We start from the raw sequence: 17,105 nt of genomic DNA, 5'->3' as shown, positions 1-17,105 counted from the left end.
GTTTAAGGCAGCGGTCTTGAAAACCGCCGTGGGTGGAAGCCCACCGTGGGTTCGAATCCCACCCTCTCCGCCATTTTTCATATAAAATCTGATATTTGAGCGGACATTTCTGGTGCGCCGATTTTCGGCTGCACTGCTATTCCTATTTTCTTTTTGGCATGAAGATCGTCCAGCTACGCTTGCCCCGCCACTCACCGCCTCGCCCGTTGCAGCGCATGACATAGCGCGGGACAATGCTAAAAGCACGGCAGAGGAGCGGATGCATGGCGGGGTCGGTCGAGGAAATTCAAGCGCAGGCACTGGATCCGAACGTAAAGGTGAGCGACCTTCTCCGCCGGGTGAAGCTTGCTGCGGTCAAACTGCAGCTTGAAGACACCGCCGAATGGGTCGATCGCGAGCTGCGCGGCTATTCCGACCCCGAGACGGTTCCGACCTACCGCCGCACCGTCGGGCAGCTCCGGGCGCACACACTCTTCCACGGCATTTTACCGGTCATGGGCAACAGCCCGTGGATCGATGAAGTCTGCAAAAACTCCGATCGGCGACTCGATTGCCAAGGTTGAGGCATTGTCTGGCGACGGAACCGGAGAACTGATCGGCAAGGTCCAAGGCGCGTTCGAAACCCGGATGAACGAAGCGCACGGGACGCCGGGCACCGAATATTATGTTCATACACCCCAGAGTGTATTCCTAGACGTGCTCGAGCAGGTCAGGAATCTCGTGCTGGATTGGGCGATCGGCCTAGAGAAAAATGGCATACTGGGTGAGGGAATCAGAGCTTCAGCATGGAAGAAAAGCAAAAGGCCGCACAGGCGGCACCTTCGATTAACATTGGGACCTTTCGGGTCACTTACACCAAGGCGATATTAGCGGACACCAGAACCGCACACTGATGGCCTCAACTGATAACTCGACCAATAGGCTCGATATAGACACCCTCTTCCAAGAACTTGCCCAAGCAATCGACAGCAATATCGGCAATGAGACGCATCTCACCGAGCTACGCGAGATCGTCCGGCAGATGGAGGTAACTCAAGGCACGCTGAACTATGTGCCCTGGTTTCATAAGCTCGTGGGCTACGCGGCTGACTATGTGACCGTGCTCGGTCCTTTCCTTCCTGCTCTCGGTAAATTGGTCGCCGGATAGCTAACTGCGCGCGGGTTAGTTATGCTGGGCGGGCAGATCTTCCGGCACTTGCCTACTATCATCCCTCACCGCCGCCTTTGCCAGCGTATGCATCAGCGCCCGGAACGGCTCCAGCTGCGCCGGATCGGCCGGGTCGTAACTGCGCCCTTCCCCCAACTGCGCGGCGTTGCAGACGTAGAACAGGGCGCCGCCGGCGATGCCGTTGAGGATGTGCATCGCGGACACGGCGCGGAACTCGCCGGCCTCGACGCCCGCCGCGATCACGCGTTCGATGTCGACCAGCGCGGTCTCGGAGAAGCGGACGGGGTTGTCCCCGCGCGGGCCGAGGTCGGCGATCAGGCGCTGGATGATCCGGGCAGCGGTCGGGCGCGCGACGAGGAAGTCGAGCCAGGCGTCGAACAGGCCGAGCAGCTGGTCCATCGGGCGTTCGGCCCCCACGAGCCGCTCGACGACATAATGGTGCATGGCGGCGAAGATGCCCGCCTCGACCTCGTCGTAAAGCTGCTGCTTGTTGGGGAAATAATAGACGATCGACGGCCGCCTTATGCCGACGTCCAGCGCCACGTCCTCGAGCCGGGCGGCCGCATAGCCGAGTCGCGCGAAGACCCGCTCGGCGGCGTCCAATATGGCCTGACGGGTCGCGTCGCCGCGGGCCTGCCGCATCACCGGACGCTCAATAGATGCCACGCGATTCTTCCCTGAAAACGGGGTGATTTGCGCCCTTATCGCGCCCTGCGAACAGCTTGGCAAATGGCAGATTGTATTTTTACCTTCCTGACGGTAGATATTCTAACCAGACGTAGAAAATGGTGTGGGGCAACGCATCCACCCCGCTTTGCAGGGAGAGAGAAGAATGTCTGGACGCAGGATCAAGCTCATCGTCGTGGCTTTGCTGGGCAGCACCGCTGCTCCGCTATTGGCGCAGGCCGCGACCGAGCCCTCACAGGACGGGATCGAGGATATCGTCGTCACCGCCCAGCGCCGGGAGGAATCGCTCCAGACGACACCGGTCTCGATCGCGGCTTTCGGTGCGCGCGAGCTGGAATCAAAGGGCATCACCGGATTGACCGACCTGCGCGCCAACGTCCCCGCGCTGCAGCTTACACCCTTCCCCAACAACGCCGCCACGACGCAGGTCTTCATGCGCGGCGTAGGGCTGAGCGACGACCAGATAACCCAGGACGGCGGCGTCGCGGTCTATATGGACGGGGTCTATGTCGCGCGCAGCCAGGGTCTCGCGGTCGAGGTCGCCGATCTCGAACGGATAGAGGTGCTACGCGGTCCGCAAGGCACGCTCTATGGCCGCAACGCGACCGGCGGCGCGATCAACTTCATCACGCGCAAGCCCGATCTCGACGCCTTCGGCTTCAAGGGGCAGGTGACGCTCGGGAATTACGACCATCGCCGCTTCAAGGGCGCGGTGAACCTGCCGCTCGGCCAGACGCTGGCGGTGCGCCTGTCCTATGTCAACCAGCAGCAGGACGGCTTCGTCCGCAATCCCGGCACCGGTGTGAAGCGCTGGGGCGACGAGGACCGCCAGGCGATGCGCGGCGATATGCTGTGGGCGCCGAGCGACGCGATCAGCCTGCGCTATGCCTATGACCGCACCGAGATCGGCGACACGCCCGCCTATGTCGCAGCGACGCCCTTCCATCCGCAGACCGCGCCACGCCCCAAGGCCGGAAGCCCGCTCGTCCGCGACTTACTGCCCAACGATATCGTCTCGCAAGGCCACAGCCTGATCGGCGAGTGGCAGCCGAGCGACACGCTGACGGTGCGGTCGATCACCGGCTATCGCAAGCTCGATAACTTTCAGAACCAGGATTATCTGACCGGCGTCCTCGGCCCGATCCCGCTGCAGAAGAACAGCAGCCGGGCGAAGCAGGACCAGTGGAGCGAGGAAATCCAGCTGGTCGGTGATGCCTTCGAAGACCGGCTGCAATATGTCCTCGGCTATTATTTCTTCACCGAAGAGGGCAGCAATTTCAGCAACAGCTTCAGCCCGCCGACGGCGACGCGCTCCTTCACCACCGCCACCATCAAGAACCGTTCGCACGCGCTGTTCGCGCAAGGGACGTGGACCCCGGCGCTGCTTGAAGACCGGCTCCACCTGACGGTCGGCCTGCGCCAGAGCTGGGACAAGCGCGCGGCCACGCTCGCCCGGTCGACGCAGGTCGGCGGCGGGGCGATCGTCCCGGTCCCCGGCCTCGGCGACGGCAGCCGCGACTTCAAGGATTTCAGCCCGACCTTCGTTATCGCCTATGATGCTGCCGAGACCGTCCATCTCTACGCCAAGGCGGTGAAGGGCTATAAGAGCGGCGGCTTCAACATCCGCGCCAGCTCGCTCGCGCGGTTCGACCAGGGCTTCGGGCCGGAGACGCTGTGGTCGTTCGAGGGCGGGATCAAGAGCCAGTGGCTCGACAACCGGCTGCGCTTCAATCTGGCGGGTTTCCTGTCGAAATATCGAGACATCCAGATCAACGTGCAGTCGGACCCGACCAACGTCCGCCTGACCGACGTGCTCAACGCCGGTCGCGCGACGGTCAAGGGCATCGAGATGGACCTGACGCTGGTGCCCGTGCGCGCGCTGCGGATCACCGCGAACTATAGCTATCTGCACGCCCGCTATCAGCGCATCCTCAACGCGGCCGGGGTCGATGTGGCGCGCGATTATCGCTTCACCAACGCGCCCGCACACACGCTGGCACTCGACCTGTCCTATGATCTGCCGCCGACGCCGATCGGCAAGCTGACCGCCAACGTCAATTATTCGCTGCAGAGCGACAAGTTCACCAACGCGACCGTCACCGGCGGACGCTATGTCGTCGGCGACTATGGCCTGATGAACGCGCGGCTCAGCCTGGGCGACATTCCGGGGCTCGCGGGCGTCAGCGCCGCGCTGTGGGCGCGCAATCTGACCGACAAGGATTATTATCTGCTGCAGTTCAACATCGGTCGCCCCGGCGCGATCTATGGCGAGCCGCGCACCTATGGCATCGACCTCAGCGTCGAGCTCTGACAGCATGGACCCAAAGGAGGCGCGGCAGTCTTTGGACCGTCGCGCCCGCCAACGATAATATCGAGAGGATGACAGTTTGAGCTACGAACCCGCGCTCGGCGCGCCCGCTACGCCTGTCGTGATCACCGGCGGCGCTTCCGGCATCGGCCTCGCCTCGGCCGAAGCGCTCGCAGCGGTCGGCCGCCCGGTGGCTTTGTGGGACATCAACGCCGAAGGTGTCGGCCGGGCGGCAGAAACCCTCCGCACCCGCTACGGCGTTCCGGTTTTCGCGACGCGCGCCGACCTGCGCGACATCGCCGATATCAGCCGGGCGCTGGCGGACAGCCGCGCCGCGCTCGGGCCGATCGGCGGGATCGTCCATGCGGCCGGGACGGTCGACACCGCGTCGATCGACGGCATGACGCCGCAAAGCTGGGAAGACGGGATCGCCGTCCACCTGCGCGCGCTCGCTTTTCTCGTCCAGGGCGCCCTGCCCGACCTCGCGGCGAACGCGCATTCGGCGGTGGTCGCGATCACCTCGATCAACGCGACGCTCGGCAATGCGATGAACCCGATCTACAGCGCGGCCAAGGGCGGGATGCTCTCGCTGGTGCGCTCGCTGGCCGACCGGCTGGCGCGCGACGGGGTGCGGATCAACTCGGTTTCGCCCGGCATCATCATGACGGCCATGATGAAACCGGCGGTCGACGCCCTGCCCGCCGGCCATTTCGAGCGCCGCATTCTGCAGGACCGGATCGGCGAGCCGGCCGAGATCGGCCGCGTGGTCCGATTCCTCCTGTCGCGCGAGGCGAGCTATGTCACGGCGGCGGAGTTTGTCGTCGACGGCGGCAACATTTCTTCACAGCGAGGATGAGCGAGATGGCACGAGCAAAGCTGCGGACATTGGCGGCCACCACTGTCCTGGCCCTGCTGGGCCTCGGCGCCTGCACGGCCCCTGCCCCCCGGGAGCGCGCGGCGATCGACCGGCCACCCCCGGCCAGTGCGACGCCCCAATTGCAGGGCGCGCCCAATTTCGGAGACCTCGGGGGCTATCAGACCGGAGACGGGCGGAGGGTAAAGCCTGGGCTGCTCTTTCGGTCGGACCAGCTCGACCGCCTGACCGATGCGGATCTCGCGGCGATGGAGGGGCTGCGCCTCGCTTATGTCGTCGACCTCCGCACCGAGAGCGAACGGGCGCGCGAGCCCGACCGGCTGCCGCGCGGCGCGAGGCATATCATCCTCGACGTCTCGGCGGATGCCGATGGCTCGCTCGGCGGCGACATGCGCAAGGCGCAGGCGGCGATCGCGGCCGGGCGCGGCGTGGAACTGCTCGAAGCGGCCAATCGCGATTTCGTCTCGCTGCCCAGCGCGCAGGCGGCCTATCGCGCGCTGTTCGCGCTGGTGGCCGACCCGGCGACGGGCCCGCTCGTCTATCATTGCACGGCGGGCAAGGATCGCACCGGCTGGGCCTCGGCCGTGCTGCTGTCGATCCTCGGCGTACCGCGCGAGCGGATCTTCTATGACTATCTCGCCAGCAACACCTATCTCGCGCAGAAGAATGCCGGCATCCTCGCGTCGCTCAAGGCGTCGGGTGCGCCGATCGATCCGGCCAATCTCGAACCCGTCTTGGGGGTCAGGCGCGCCTATCTGGACAGCGCCTTTGCGGAGGTTGATCGGGTCTATGGCTCGATGGATGCCTATGTCCGAAAGGGGCTGGGCCTCAGCGACGCGCAGATCGATATGATCCGGCGCAAATATCTCGAACGTTAGAGGCGTCGTAACAGCAGTTCGATCGTCGGCGATATCCAACCCGGCCCGAGCCCCGTCAGGCGTCCCACCGCCCGGCAGGCGCGAGTCGCTGTGGTCAGACGACCATGGATCGCGACACGCGCGCTGCACCAGGCCGCGTCGGTATCGGGGGCACGAGCGAAACGCCCCTTGAGCGCCGCTGCCAGCGCCAGCGGCGACAGACCACGCTGGAGGGGGCGACCGGTGAGGCGGTCGAGCGCCCTGGGCCAATAATTGACGAGCCAGCGGCCCGAGTGGCTTTCCTTCGGCGACAGACGGCTGGCGGTGCCACAGATCAACAGATGGCCACCCGGCCGGAGCAGCCGATGGAATTCGCCGATGGTCCGGGCCAGCGCATCGTCGGCGACATATTCCAAGACACTGTTGGCGACGATCAGGTCGAAGCTCGCATCGTCAAACGGCAGCGCCCTGCCCGCTTCGATCGCGGTCGTCCTCGCCTCCAGACCGTGTCGCCGACAATTGGCGAGGGCCAGCGGCGGAAGAGACGGGTCGACATCGACGCCGGTCGCTCGCGCGCCCAGCGCTGCCAGAACGACGAGAGAGCCGCCGACATTGCAGCCGAATTCGAGCACGTCCTTGCCCGCGACATCGAGCCGGTAGGAGCCCAACACATGACGCAGATGGGCCCATTCATAGGCGGCATAGCCACCGACCCAGCGATCCTTCGGATCGAGCCCCGCCTCGGCCGCCAGATGCCAGAACAACGCATCCGCCTCTTCGTTCTGCAGGCGGAGAGTGTGTATCATGGCCGTCTCAGCAGCCTTTCCACCGGCCAGGCGAGCAGCAGCGCCACGCCGATCGCGGCACTGTCGGCGATCCAGTCCCAAGCGCCGGCATCCCGATTGAGCGCCGGGATCGCTTGTGTCGCTTCGATCAAGGCACCGAAGAAGGACAGGCCGATGGCGAGCCGCAGCCGCCCCGTGGCGCGCAGGGCCCAGCGACCGAACAAGGTGAGAAACAGGAAGGCGGCTATGTGGTTGATCTTGTCGCCGGCACCGAGGTCTGGCGCCTTGTCCGACGGCATGATCGCCAGCCCGTAGATGGTCAATATGGCAGCCGCATAGAGCCAACGGCGCGCGCGGTCAGGGAACATCGTCGCCGGCATCGTGAACGACCTGTCTCCCAAATGAAAATGGCCGGGCGATCGCCCAGCCATATCCATGTCCGAAGCTCGGAACCAAGCTTACTTCTTGGTGAGCGACAGCCCGCCGAAGCGCTTGTTGAAGCGTGCCACCTGGCCGCCGGCATCGAGCAGCTGCGTCTTGCCACCGGTCCACGCCGGGTGAACCGAGGGATCGATGTCGAGCTGCAGCGTTTCGCCTTCCGAACCCCAGGTCGAGTGGGTGTCGTAGGTCGTACCGTCGACCAGCTGGACCTTGATCCGGTGGTAATCGGGATGGATATCTTTCTTCATCGTCAGAAGCTCCAAAAATGGCTGGTTCCGACCAGCCTGGGGAAGCGAAGCGCGGCCCTTACAGTGTCGGCCGCGCGATGGCAAGGCCGACACCGAAGCCCGCACGGGCGATCATTCCTTGGGCGGATCGGCGATCATCGCGGTGAAATTGGCCTGGGCGGCGAGCTTGTCGCCCAGATAGGCCTTGCCCTCGAACTTGCAGACGCTGCCGCGCTTCTGCGCGAAGGCGACGTCGAGGCGCAGCAGCACGCCCGGTTCGACCGGGGTACGGAACTTCACTTCGTCGATCGTCATGAAATAGACGAGCTTGCCCGAACCGGACAGGCCCAGCGATTCCACGGCGAGCACGCCGGCCGCTTGTGCCAGCGCCTCGACGATCAACACGCCCGGCATGATCGGACGTCCGGGGAAATGCCCCTGGAAGAATTCCTCGTTGATCGTCACGGCCTTGATGGCGGAGATACGCTCGTTCACTACCAACTCCTCGACGCGGTCGACGAGGAGCATGGGGTAACGGTGCGGGATCGCGGCCATGACCCGCCGCACGTCCAGCGGGCCAAGCACAGTCTTGATGTCGTCGCTCATCGCGTTGCGATCAGCGGCCCTGCGGCGCCGCTGCCGGAGCCTGCTCCGACTGGCCCGGCTGCCAGTTGGCCGGCGGGGTGATCGAGGCGCTCGGCACCAGCGCGTTGAGCTGGGTCACGACGTCGGGGGTCAGGTCCGAACTCGGCTGGAAGGCGAAAGCGGCTTCCGGGCGCAGCACAACGCCGACCTTCTTCGCGGTCATCGCGGCCTTCAGGGCCTGCTCGACCTTGGCTTCGACCTGCTCGCGGACATAGGCCTGCGGGCGGGCGAACGGGGCGGCGAGCCGCTGCAGTTCGGCCTGGGCAGCCTGGCCCTTCTGCTGGAAGGTGGCGATCTTCGCATCGAGCGTCGCCTTCGGCGTCGCGCTGTTCTTCTGGAGATTCTCAATCTCGGTGCGCAGCGTGTTCAACTCGCCCTGCAGCGCGGTCTGGCGGGTCTGCGCGGCCGTGATCTGGGTCTTGTAGGTCGTCTGGACCTGGTTCATCGCCGACTGGAAGGCAGCGGAGTTGACGATCGCGGCGTCGAGATCGACGACGGCAACTGCGGCCGGAGCGGCGGCAGCAGCAGCGGCCTGCGCATTGGCGGCGGCCGGCACGAGCATCAGCGCCGCAGCAGCAGCGGCGGTCTTCAGAAAGGCTTTCATCAGAACTGTGTCCCTACGTTGAATTGGAAGGTCTTGGTGTTGTCGCCCTTCTCCTTGAGGAGGGCCTTGGCGATGTCGATGCGGAACGGGCCGAAGGGCGAGTTCCAGTTCACGCCGAAACCGACCGAGAGACGCGGCTTGGCGGTGTTGCCGACGAAGTCCTCGCGGAACGGGCTGATCGTGGAGAACGCCCGCGTATTCTGCGAGCTTCCGACGCAAGGGCCGGTGGCCGTCGCCGAATAGCCGACCGCGCACAGCGTCGATGCGCCCGGATTGATCGTGTCGGTAAGCGGCACCGTGTAGATCTGCCGCCCCTGGCTATCGAGGACAAGGCGCTCGACGGGCAGATATTTGCCGTTAGCGTCGAGTTGGAACGGATAGCCTGCGATCTCCGGAGCTGTGAGCGCCGGCCGGCTGGTACCGAACACCGCACCGACGTCCATAAAGATGGACGGTCTCAGGCCAAGCTCTCGCGCGCCATTGCCCAGAGGAATTTCGAGCTCGAGGCGCCCGCGATAATATGCGTTGCCGCCGAGCGCATCGTCGGTCTGCGAATTGCGATCCGTCAGGAACGTCCCGGTCGTGCTGTCGTAGAAGGACCGGATCACGCGCGGACCGACGCCTCGAATGCCGAAGCCACGCATATCGGGCTCGCCGAGGTAGAAGCGGTCGATCAGACGGACCTGCTGCCCAAGGCCCTTGATATAGCCGCCCTCGGCGCTGGCAGAGAAGACGAAGCCGCTGCCGATGCCCCAATATTTGGTCGCCTGAGCGGTGGTCTTGATATAGCGGACCGTGCCGCCGAGGCCGGCGAAGTCTTGGCTGAACACGGCGCGCTGACCGCGCGTCGGGCGCAGGCGGTTGTTCAGATTATCGAACACGAGCGAGTAGCCGACCGACGAGGTCACCCGATTACCGATGGCGTCGCAGAGGTAGCGACCGGCAACGATCGGATCGCAGGTATCGCGAATGCCGTCATTGTTGGTATCGGTGTAGAAGGTAAACTTGTTCAGCGACACCTGATCGTAGCTGAGGCCATAGCGTGTCGCGAGCGTGATGAACTCGGTCAGCGGGATACCGGCGCGGATCTGGAAACCCGTCGTGGTCTGCTCATAGGTCGTGTTGCGGTCGTTACCCGCGAAATTGAACGAATTATAATCGCGGCGGAACACGTCGAAGCCAACCGCGATGTTCTTGTCGAACACATAAGGCTCTGTGAAGCCCAGTTCGATCGACTTCGAATAGGTCGAATAGCTGACGCCGGCACGGACTTCCTGGCCCTTGCCCATGAAGTTGCGCTCGCGGATCGACAGATCGACGATGAAGCGCTCGAGGCTCGAATAGCCTGCCGAAACCTGGAGTTCGCCGGTCGACTTTTCCTCGACATTGGCTTCGAGCACGACGCGGTCGGGCGCGGAGCCGGGCTTCTGCTCGATCTCGAACTTGTCCTGGAAGAAGCCGAGCGACTGGATACGGTCGCGCGACCGCTTGACCTTGAAGCTGTTGAAGGCGTCGCCTTCCGACATGCGGAACTCGCGGCGGACCACCTTGTCCTTGGTATGCGTGTTGCCGTTGATGTCGATCCGTTCGACATAGACGCGCGGCGACTGGTTGATCTTGAAGACCACCCCCATCGTCAGTTCGTCCTTGTCGCGGTTGAAGTCCGGGCGGACGTCGGGGGTGAAGCCGAACACACCGGTCGCCTCGGTGATAGCGTCGACCGTGTCCTCGACCGCCTTGGCGTTGTACCAGTCGCCCTTCTTCATCGGCAGCAGATATTTGAACGTGTCCGCCTTGATGTCGCGGATCTCGCTCTCGAGGCCGACGTCGCCGAATTTGTAGCGCTGTCCTTCTTCCACCACATAAGTGATGATGAAGTCCTTCTTGTCCGGGGTCAGTTCGGCCACGGCGGATACCACGCGGAAATCGGCATAGCCCTGCGTCAGATAATATTGGCGCAGCTTCTGCTGGTCGTAGGACATCCGGTCGGGGTCATAGCTGGTACCCGACGAGAAGATCTTGGTGATGCCGGTCTGCTTGGTGGCCATCTCGCCGCGCAGGCGGCCATCGGAGAATTTCTCGTTCCCGATGATGTTGATCTTGCGGACCTTGGACTTGTCGCCCTCGCTGATCTCGAAAATGATGTCGACGCGGTTCTGGTCGAGCTGGACCATCTTCGGCTCGACCGTTGCGGCGAAACGCCCCTGGCGACGATATAGCTCGATGATGCGTGCAACGTCGGCACGGACCTTCGACCGGGTGAAGATCTGGCGCGGCGCCAGCTTGATCTCGGGATTGATCTTGTCCGACTTGAGCCGCTTGTTGCCTTCCAGCACGATGCGGTTGACGACCGGGTTCTCGCGAACCTGCAGGGTGATGTTGCCCTGCCCATCGTCGCGGACCTGCACGTCGGCGAACAATTCGGTTTCGTAGAGATCCTTCAGCGCCTGGTCGAGCGCTTCGCGGGTGTAGCTCTCGCCGGGGACAAGCTTGACATAGGAGCGGACGGTGTCCGGCTCCAGACGTTCGGAGCCCGCGACGTTGACGGTCTTGATCGTGCCAATGGTTACCGGCGCACTCGGCGCAGGCGCCATCTGCGGCGCGGTGGCCTCCTGCGCGAACAGCGGTTGCGAAACGCCACCCAGCATCGTGCCGACGAGCAGCGCCGAACAAAAGCGAGCCCTGCCGAAATTCTTCCTCGTCGCCGTCACGCGTTCCCCGCTTCCATAGAATCCAAGCCCCCCCAAGCAAGGAAGGTGCGCATGCACTGCCCGATCACGGTCAGCCGATCAACCCGGCAAGCCTCTCCAGAGCGCCCAGCGACAGAATATCGTTGAGCGTAACGAAGATCATGAAGGACAGCAGTACGGCCAAGCCGGATCGAAACGCCCATTCCATAGCCCTTTCAGGGACCGGCCGGCGCGCTATTCCCTCGAACAGGTAGAAGACCAGATGGCCGCCGTCGAGCATGGGGATTGGCAACAGGTTGATGAATCCCAGATTAATCGAGATGAGGGCCATCAGCATGACGAAGTTGAGCAGGCCCAGCGAGGCCTGTTGCCCCGACACCTGCGCGATCTTGATCGGACCGCCCAATTCCTTGACCGAACGGCGCCCCGTGACGATCTGTCCGAGCGTATCGATCATCGTCCGGACGATGCCGAAGGTCTGCCGCGTCGCCTCAGCGGGGAGTTCGAGCAGCGGAACGCGCTCGATTACCTGCTGGCCCGACATGACGCCAATCGTTCCCTTGCGGAATTCGTTGCCGAAGCGGTCACGCTCGATATTGGCGGTGGTCTTCACGCTGACCGAAAGCAATTGCCCGCCCCGCTCGACCGAGAGTGAAAGCCGCTCGTCTGGCCGGAAGCGGATCATCTCCGCCATTTCGTCGAAAGTGTCGACCGGTCGCCCGGCGACGGCTGTGATACGGTCGCCCGGCTGCAAACCGGCGGCGGCGGCAGGCGACTTGTCGATGACGGCCGAAAGCGTCGCAGGGGTTCGCGGCACGCCATAAGCCGCAAAGAAAGCCATGAAGATGCCGATCGCGACGAGAAAATTCGTCGCCGGCCCCGCAAAGACGATCAGGAACCGTTGCCAGACGGCCTTGGCCTGAAAGGTCCTGGCGCGCTCCTCGGGCGGCAAAGCGAGCCATTCGGGCGTCGGCTGGCTCGCAGGGTTCATGTCCCCCGCGAACTTCACATAGCCGCCCATGGGGATCCAGCCCAGCTTCCAGCGGGTGCCACGCGAGTCGGTGTAGCCGGCAATCTCGCGACCGAAGCCGATCGAGAAGGCATCGGCCTTCACCCCGCACCAGCGACCGACCAGATAATGGCCCAGTTCATGAACGAAGATCAGCGGCCCGATGACGAGCAAAAAAGCGAATATCGTGAACAGGATACCAGGATGTTCTGTCACGCGCCGATAGTCTCCATCGCATCCCGTGCCACGGCCCGCGCCTCCACATCGATAGCGAAGACCTCTTCCAGGCAGGACGGCGAGCCGGGATCGTAGCGATCCAGAGCTTTGCGCACGATTAACGCGATGTCGAGAAAGCCGATCCGACCGTCGAGAAAGGCGCCGACGGCCACCTCATTGGCCGCATTGAGGATCACGGCGCGCCCTGCCCCCTCGGCCAGTATGTCCTTGGCGAGAGCGAAGGCTGGGAAGCGTTCCAGATCGGGCGCCCGGAAATCGAGCCGGCCGACGGCAGCTAGGTCGAGCCGCTGGCAGGGCGTCGCCATGCGGTGCGGCCAGGCCAGGCAATGGGCGATCGGCGTCCGCATATCGGGCGAACCGAGATGGGCCAGAACCGATCCATCGACATAATCGACCAGCGCATGGATCACCGATTGCGGGTGTACGATCGCGTCGAACTGGTCGGCCTCCAGCGGGAACAGATGGAAAGCCTCGATCAGTTCGAGGCCCTTGTTCATCAGCGTCGCGCTGTCGACCGATATCTTGGCCCCCATCGACCAGTTCGGATGCTTGACCGCCTGCGCAGGGGTGACCGAACGCATCGCGTCGAGCGTCCAGTCGCGGAACGGCCCGCCGCTCGCGGTCAGCGTCACCTTGCGGATGCTGCCCGGCGCGCCATGGTCGAAACATTGAAAGACGGCATTATGCTCGGAATCGACGGGGAGCAGCGTCGCACCATGGCGCTTCGCAGCGTCGGTCATCAGCGCACCCGCCGAGACCAGCGACTCCTTGTTCGCCAGAGCGACCGTCCGTCCGCCGCGCAACGCGGCCATGGTGGACAGCAACCCGGCGGTGCCGACGATCGCGGCCATCGTCCAGTCGGCGCCGCGTGAGGCTGCCTCCACCACGGCGTCCTCGCCGGCGGCGACCTCGGTGGCGCTGCCCGACAGGGCGTCTTTCAGTGCTCCATAAAGTGCGGGATCGCCTATGACCGCCAGTTCGGCCCCCGTACGGCGCGCCGCATCGGCAAGGCCGGCCACATCGCGCTGTGCAGTCAGCGCGACGACACGGAATGCCTCGCGATCGCGCTCGACCAGATCGAGGGTCGACGTACCGATCGAGCCGGTCGCGCCAAGGATGGATACGCTCTTCACGGTCACAAAATCCCCCCCGCAACGCCCGCCGCGACAAGGAGCGCGACTGGAACGACGCCGTCGAGCCGGTCCAGGACGCCACCATGACCGGGAAGCAGCGTTCCGCTATCCTTAACGCCGGAGCGGCGCTTGAGCCAGCTTTCGAAAAAGTCCCCGGCTTGCGCGGCCACGGCCAGCGGCGCACCAGCGATCAGGAAGGCTGTTCCAAGCCCGAATGCGGATGCGACGGCGGCTCCGCAGATCAGCGCACCGACCATGCCGCCCGCCAGACCCGCCCAGGTCTTGCTGGGGCTGATGGAGGGAGCAATCTTGGGACCGCCAATCGCCCTGCCGGCAAAAAAAGCGCCGATGTCGGTCGCCCAGACGACCACCAGTGTCCACAGCGACAAAGCAAAGCCCTGCTCAGGCTGTTCGCGAATATAAATCAGCGCAACCGCCGGAAACACTGCATAGAGCACCCCTCCGCCAAGGCGAGCCCGGAAGCTGACGACCGCAATGAGGATCGCGGCCAGGCCGGTCAGATCGACGGTCTGCGCGATCAGGCGGCTGGCGATCGTGGCCATCTTGACCGGATCGGCAAAGGACAATGACGACAGCATCAGCGCGCCGACCGCTGCCATGGCCAGCAATTGCTGCCAGCGCGGCGCCTGCGCCATCGTCGCCCATTCGGCCATCATCAGGATCGCGAGCAACGATGCCAGCGCCCAGAAGGCAACTCCGCCGAACCACAAGGCCGCGAGCGCAACCGCCATCATCACGATGCCAGAAACGATCCGGAGTCTGAGTTCGCGTGCAAGGGCCATCAGAAAGGAGGCTCAGCGCCCGCCGAAGCGCCGCTCGCGGGTACCGAAGTCGGCGATTGCTGCCGAGAGCGCCTTGCCGTCAAAATCGGGCCATAGCGTGTCGACGAACAAAAGTTCGGCATAGGCGGCCTGCCACAGCAGGAAGTTGGACAACCGCCGCTCGCCCGACGTCCTGATCAGGAGGTCGAGTGGAGGCAGGTCGCACGTATCGAGCCGAGCTTCGATCATTGCCTGATCAATCGACTGGGGGTCCAGTTTTCCCGCCTGCACTTCGGTGGCGATGCCCCGCACGGCGCGAAGCATCTCATCCTGCGCGCCGTAATTCAGCGCCAGCACGAAATCGAGGCGACGATTGTTCTTGGTGAGTTCGACACCGTCGCGCACCAGCCCGATCAGATCGCCCTCGAGCGCGCTGATGTCGCCGATCGTGCGAAGGCGGATGCCGTTGCGGTGCAACTCGGCCACTTCCTTGCGGAGATAATGGCGCAGCAGGCCCATGAGGTCGGTGACCTCCTCGGCCGAACGCCGCCAGTTTTCCGAAGAAAAGGCATAGAGAGTGAGAGCGCGAAGTCCCATGTCGGCTGCTGCCTTGACGGTGACGCGCACGGCTTCGGCGCCGGCTCTATGACCGGCTACGCGGGGAAGAAAGCGCCGCTTTGCCCAGCGACCATTGCCGTCCATGATGATCGCCACATGGCGCGGCATGCCGTTGCCCCCCGCAGCTTCGGCATTGGTCACAGGGCTGGCGGACAAGCCGCTCACTTCCCGAGGATTTCCTTTTCCTTTGCGGCCGCTGCAGCATCGACCTCGGCAATCGTCGCGTCGGTCATCTTCTGCACTTCGGTCTCGCGCCGCTTGCGATCGTCCTCGCTGATCTCGCCCTTCTTCTCGTCGAGCTTCAGGCTATCCATGCCGTCGCGACGGACGTTGCGGACGGCAACGCGCGCCTTCTCGGCATATTGGCTGGCCAGCTTGGCGAGTTCCTTGCGACGCTCTTCGGTCAGGTCGGGAATCGGAATACGCAGCGTCTGGCCATCGACGATCGGATTGAGGCCGAGGCCTGCCGAGCGGATCGCCTTGTCGACAGGGCCGACATTGGAGCGATCCCACACCTGCACCGACAACATGCGCGGTTCGGGTGCGGTGACGGTCGCCGCCTGGTTCAACGGCATTTGCGCGCCGTAAATCTCGACCGTGACCGGATCGAGCAGGTTGATCGAGGCGCGGCCGGTGCGCAGGCCGGTCAGATCGCTCTTCAGCGATTCGACGGCACCGTGCATGCGGCGTTCGAGATCGGCCTTGTTATAGGCGGGCATGGCTTAGTCTCCCTAGTTCTGAACGACCGTGGCCGTACCCGTTCCCCCGAGCACGCGGGCCAGATTGCCCTGCTCGCGGATGTTGAATACCACGATCGGAATATCATTGTCCCGGCACAGCGCCACCGCGCTGGCATCCATGACCTTGAGGTCGTCGGCGAGCACGCGGTTGAAGGTCACGGTTTCGTAGCGGGTTGCCGTCGGATCCTTCTTGGGGTCGGCATTGTAGACGCCGTCGACCGAGGTTCCCTTGAGCAGCGCATCGCATCCCATCTCCGCCGCGCGCAGCGCGGCCGCGCTGTCGGTGGTGAAATAGGGGTTGCCGGTGCCGGCTGCGAAAATCACGATCCGCCCCTTTTCCAGGTGGCGCTCGGCGCGGCGACGGATGAAGGGCTCGCACACGGTGGACATCGGAATGGCGGACTGAACCCGCGTGTCGACACCGATCTGTTCGAGCGCATTCTGCACCGCGAGCGCGTTCATGACGGTCGCGAGCATCCCCATATAATCGGCGCTCGTGCGGTCGAAGCCCTTGGCGGCAGCGGCCAACCCGCGGAAGATGTTACCGCCACCGACCACCAGGCAGAGTTCGTATTGCGTGGCGACATCGGCGATCTCGCGGGCGACGCGGGCGACGGTTTCGGGATCGATGCCGAACTGCCCCTGCCCCATCAGAACCTCACCCGATAGCTTCAGCAGGATACGTTTGAAGCGCGGACGGTCCATAGGTTCTCGTTACTCATTATCTTAAAGCTGTGGCCGCACCTTAGGGGCAGCATCACCCGCTGCCAAGCGCCACGGCGGCGGCGCCGGTGCAGCGGGCATGAAAAAGGCCCGCTCCCCCGGTCGAAACCGAAAGAGCGGGCCTTTTCCAGACGGATCAGCCGTTGGCGGCAGCCGCGACTTCCGCCGCGAAGTCGCTGACTTCCTTCTCGATGCCTTCACCGAGCTGGAAGCGGACATAGTCCTTCAGCACGATCGAGCCACCGGCCGCCTTGGCCGCGTTGGCGACGACCTGTGCGATCGGGGTCTTGTTGTCCATGACGAAGATCTGGCTGAGCAGCGCGTTTTCCTTGCGGAACTTCGCAACCGCACCCTGAACCATCTTCTCGATGATCTCGGCGGGCTTGCCCGATTCGGCGGCCTTCTCGGCAGCGATCGCGCGCTCGCGCTCGATCACGGTCGGGTCGAGGCTGTCCTCGGTCAGCGCCTGCGGGAAAGCGGCCGCGATGTGCATCGCGATCTGCTTGCCGACGGCTTCCATCTCGGCGACGGGAGCGTCGCCCTCGAGCGCGACGAGCACGCCGATCTTGCCGAGGCC

Annotated in this window: 20 protein-coding genes; 6 read left to right on the top strand and 14 right to left on the bottom strand. The window is 64.2% G+C overall.

The genetic code is table 11. The features are described 5' to 3' along the window. The first annotated feature begins 263 nt into the window (after window positions 1-263). The 3 genes from KAY22_RS14370 to KAY22_RS14365 are packed head-to-tail and all read left to right on the top strand — an operon-like array spanning window position 264 to window position 1,147. A complete protein-coding gene (locus tag KAY22_RS14370; protein WP_296624111.1) occupies window positions 264-563 on the top strand; it encodes a hypothetical protein in 300 nt (99 codons plus the stop codon). Continuing rightward, on the top strand, window positions 517-870 hold the full coding sequence (locus tag KAY22_RS27945; protein WP_366514090.1) for a hypothetical protein: 354 nt from the start codon (window positions 517-519) through the stop codon (window positions 868-870). The genes KAY22_RS14370 and KAY22_RS27945 overlap by 47 nt, the downstream gene beginning before the upstream one ends. A 22-nt stretch (window positions 871-892) precedes the next feature. After that, window positions 893-1,147 carry a hypothetical protein gene (locus tag KAY22_RS14365; RefSeq protein ID WP_296624110.1) on the top strand — a complete coding sequence of 85 codons (255 nt, stop codon included), beginning with the start codon at window positions 893-895 and terminating at the stop codon, window positions 1,145-1,147. A gap of 15 nt (window positions 1,148-1,162) precedes the next feature. Here the strand turns inward: KAY22_RS14365 and KAY22_RS14360 are convergent, their stop codons facing one another. After that, complete coding sequence (locus tag KAY22_RS14360) at window positions 1,163-1,834, bottom strand: TetR/AcrR family transcriptional regulator (RefSeq protein WP_296624109.1); 672 nt, start codon at window positions 1,832-1,834, stop codon at window positions 1,163-1,165. A 166-nt stretch (window positions 1,835-2,000) separates the two neighbouring features. Between KAY22_RS14360 and KAY22_RS14355 the strand changes: the two genes are divergently transcribed. The 3 genes from KAY22_RS14355 to KAY22_RS14345 all read left to right on the top strand — a co-directional run bounded on the left by KAY22_RS14355 (window position 2,001) and on the right by KAY22_RS14345 (window position 5,915). After that, window positions 2,001-4,166, top strand: coding sequence for a TonB-dependent receptor (locus KAY22_RS14355; protein ID WP_296624108.1), 2,166 nt, complete (start codon window positions 2,001-2,003; stop codon window positions 4,164-4,166). A 76-nt stretch (window positions 4,167-4,242) separates the two neighbouring features. Continuing rightward, entirely contained in the window at window positions 4,243-5,019 is a 777-nt protein-coding gene (locus KAY22_RS14350; RefSeq protein WP_296624107.1) for an SDR family oxidoreductase, read from the top strand. Between the two features lie 5 nt (window positions 5,020-5,024). Beyond that, window positions 5,025-5,915: a tyrosine-protein phosphatase gene (locus KAY22_RS14345; protein WP_296624106.1), complete on the top strand. Its 891-nt coding sequence runs from the start codon at window positions 5,025-5,027 to the stop codon at window positions 5,913-5,915. On the opposite strand, the gene KAY22_RS14340 is transcribed toward KAY22_RS14345, so the two are convergent. The 13 genes from KAY22_RS14340 to tsf form a co-directional block, all read right to left on the bottom strand. After that, a complete protein-coding gene (locus KAY22_RS14340; protein ID WP_296624105.1) occupies window positions 5,912-6,700 on the bottom strand; it encodes a class I SAM-dependent methyltransferase in 789 nt (262 codons plus the stop codon). The two genes, KAY22_RS14345 and KAY22_RS14340, sit on opposite strands and share 4 nt — an antisense overlap. After that, complete coding sequence (locus tag KAY22_RS14335; protein WP_296624104.1) at window positions 6,697-7,047, bottom strand: hypothetical protein; 351 nt, start codon at window positions 7,045-7,047, stop codon at window positions 6,697-6,699. Before KAY22_RS14335 ends, KAY22_RS14340 begins: the two co-directional genes overlap by 4 nt. Window positions 7,048-7,137: 90 nt before the next feature. Further along, window positions 7,138-7,368 carry a 50S ribosomal protein L31 gene (gene rpmE, locus KAY22_RS14330; RefSeq protein ID WP_296624103.1) on the bottom strand — a complete coding sequence of 77 codons (231 nt, stop codon included), beginning with the start codon at window positions 7,366-7,368 and terminating at the stop codon, window positions 7,138-7,140. Window positions 7,369-7,479: 111 nt separating this feature from the next. Further along, complete coding sequence (fabZ, locus tag KAY22_RS14325; RefSeq protein WP_296624102.1) at window positions 7,480-7,953, bottom strand: 3-hydroxyacyl-ACP dehydratase FabZ; 474 nt, start codon at window positions 7,951-7,953, stop codon at window positions 7,480-7,482. Window positions 7,954-7,963: 10 nt separating this feature from the next. Next, complete coding sequence (locus KAY22_RS14320; protein WP_296624101.1) at window positions 7,964-8,596, bottom strand: OmpH family outer membrane protein; 633 nt, start codon at window positions 8,594-8,596, stop codon at window positions 7,964-7,966. Then, complete coding sequence (gene bamA / locus KAY22_RS14315; protein ID WP_296624100.1) at window positions 8,596-11,307, bottom strand: outer membrane protein assembly factor BamA; 2,712 nt, start codon at window positions 11,305-11,307, stop codon at window positions 8,596-8,598. Before bamA ends, KAY22_RS14320 begins: the two co-directional genes overlap by 1 nt. A 70-nt stretch (window positions 11,308-11,377) precedes the next feature. Further along, complete coding sequence (gene rseP / locus KAY22_RS14310) at window positions 11,378-12,511, bottom strand: RIP metalloprotease RseP (RefSeq protein ID WP_296624099.1); 1,134 nt, start codon at window positions 12,509-12,511, stop codon at window positions 11,378-11,380. Beyond that, on the bottom strand, window positions 12,508-13,665 hold the full coding sequence (locus KAY22_RS14305; protein WP_296624098.1) for a 1-deoxy-D-xylulose-5-phosphate reductoisomerase: 1,158 nt from the start codon (window positions 13,663-13,665) through the stop codon (window positions 12,508-12,510). The genes rseP and KAY22_RS14305 overlap by 4 nt, the downstream gene beginning before the upstream one ends. 2 nt (window positions 13,666-13,667) lie before the next feature. Next, the gene (locus tag KAY22_RS14300) at window positions 13,668-14,468 is read right to left on the bottom strand and encodes a phosphatidate cytidylyltransferase (RefSeq protein WP_296624097.1); all 801 of its coding nucleotides are present in this window, start codon (window positions 14,466-14,468) and stop codon (window positions 13,668-13,670) included. Window positions 14,469-14,480: 12 nt separating this feature from the next. Next, on the bottom strand, window positions 14,481-15,221 hold the full coding sequence (locus KAY22_RS14295; protein WP_296624112.1) for an isoprenyl transferase: 741 nt from the start codon (window positions 15,219-15,221) through the stop codon (window positions 14,481-14,483). Between the two features lie 5 nt (window positions 15,222-15,226). After that, window positions 15,227-15,784, bottom strand: coding sequence for a ribosome recycling factor (gene frr, locus KAY22_RS14290; RefSeq protein ID WP_296624096.1), 558 nt, complete (start codon window positions 15,782-15,784; stop codon window positions 15,227-15,229). 12 nt (window positions 15,785-15,796) lie between these two features. Continuing rightward, entirely contained in the window at window positions 15,797-16,510 is a 714-nt protein-coding gene (gene pyrH / locus KAY22_RS14285) for a UMP kinase (RefSeq protein WP_165321527.1), read from the bottom strand. Between the two features lie 154 nt (window positions 16,511-16,664). Continuing rightward, window positions 16,665-17,105, bottom strand: a 441-nt coding sequence (tsf, locus tag KAY22_RS14280) for a translation elongation factor Ts (protein ID WP_296624095.1), incomplete at its 5' end; no start/stop codon positions are given.

Source organism: Rhizorhabdus sp. (genome assembly GCF_018006725.1).
Lineage (GTDB): Bacteria > Pseudomonadota > Alphaproteobacteria > Sphingomonadales > Sphingomonadaceae > Rhizorhabdus.
The sequence above is the reverse complement of the archived record's forward strand: the minus strand, read 5'-3'. Positions and strand labels throughout refer to the sequence as shown.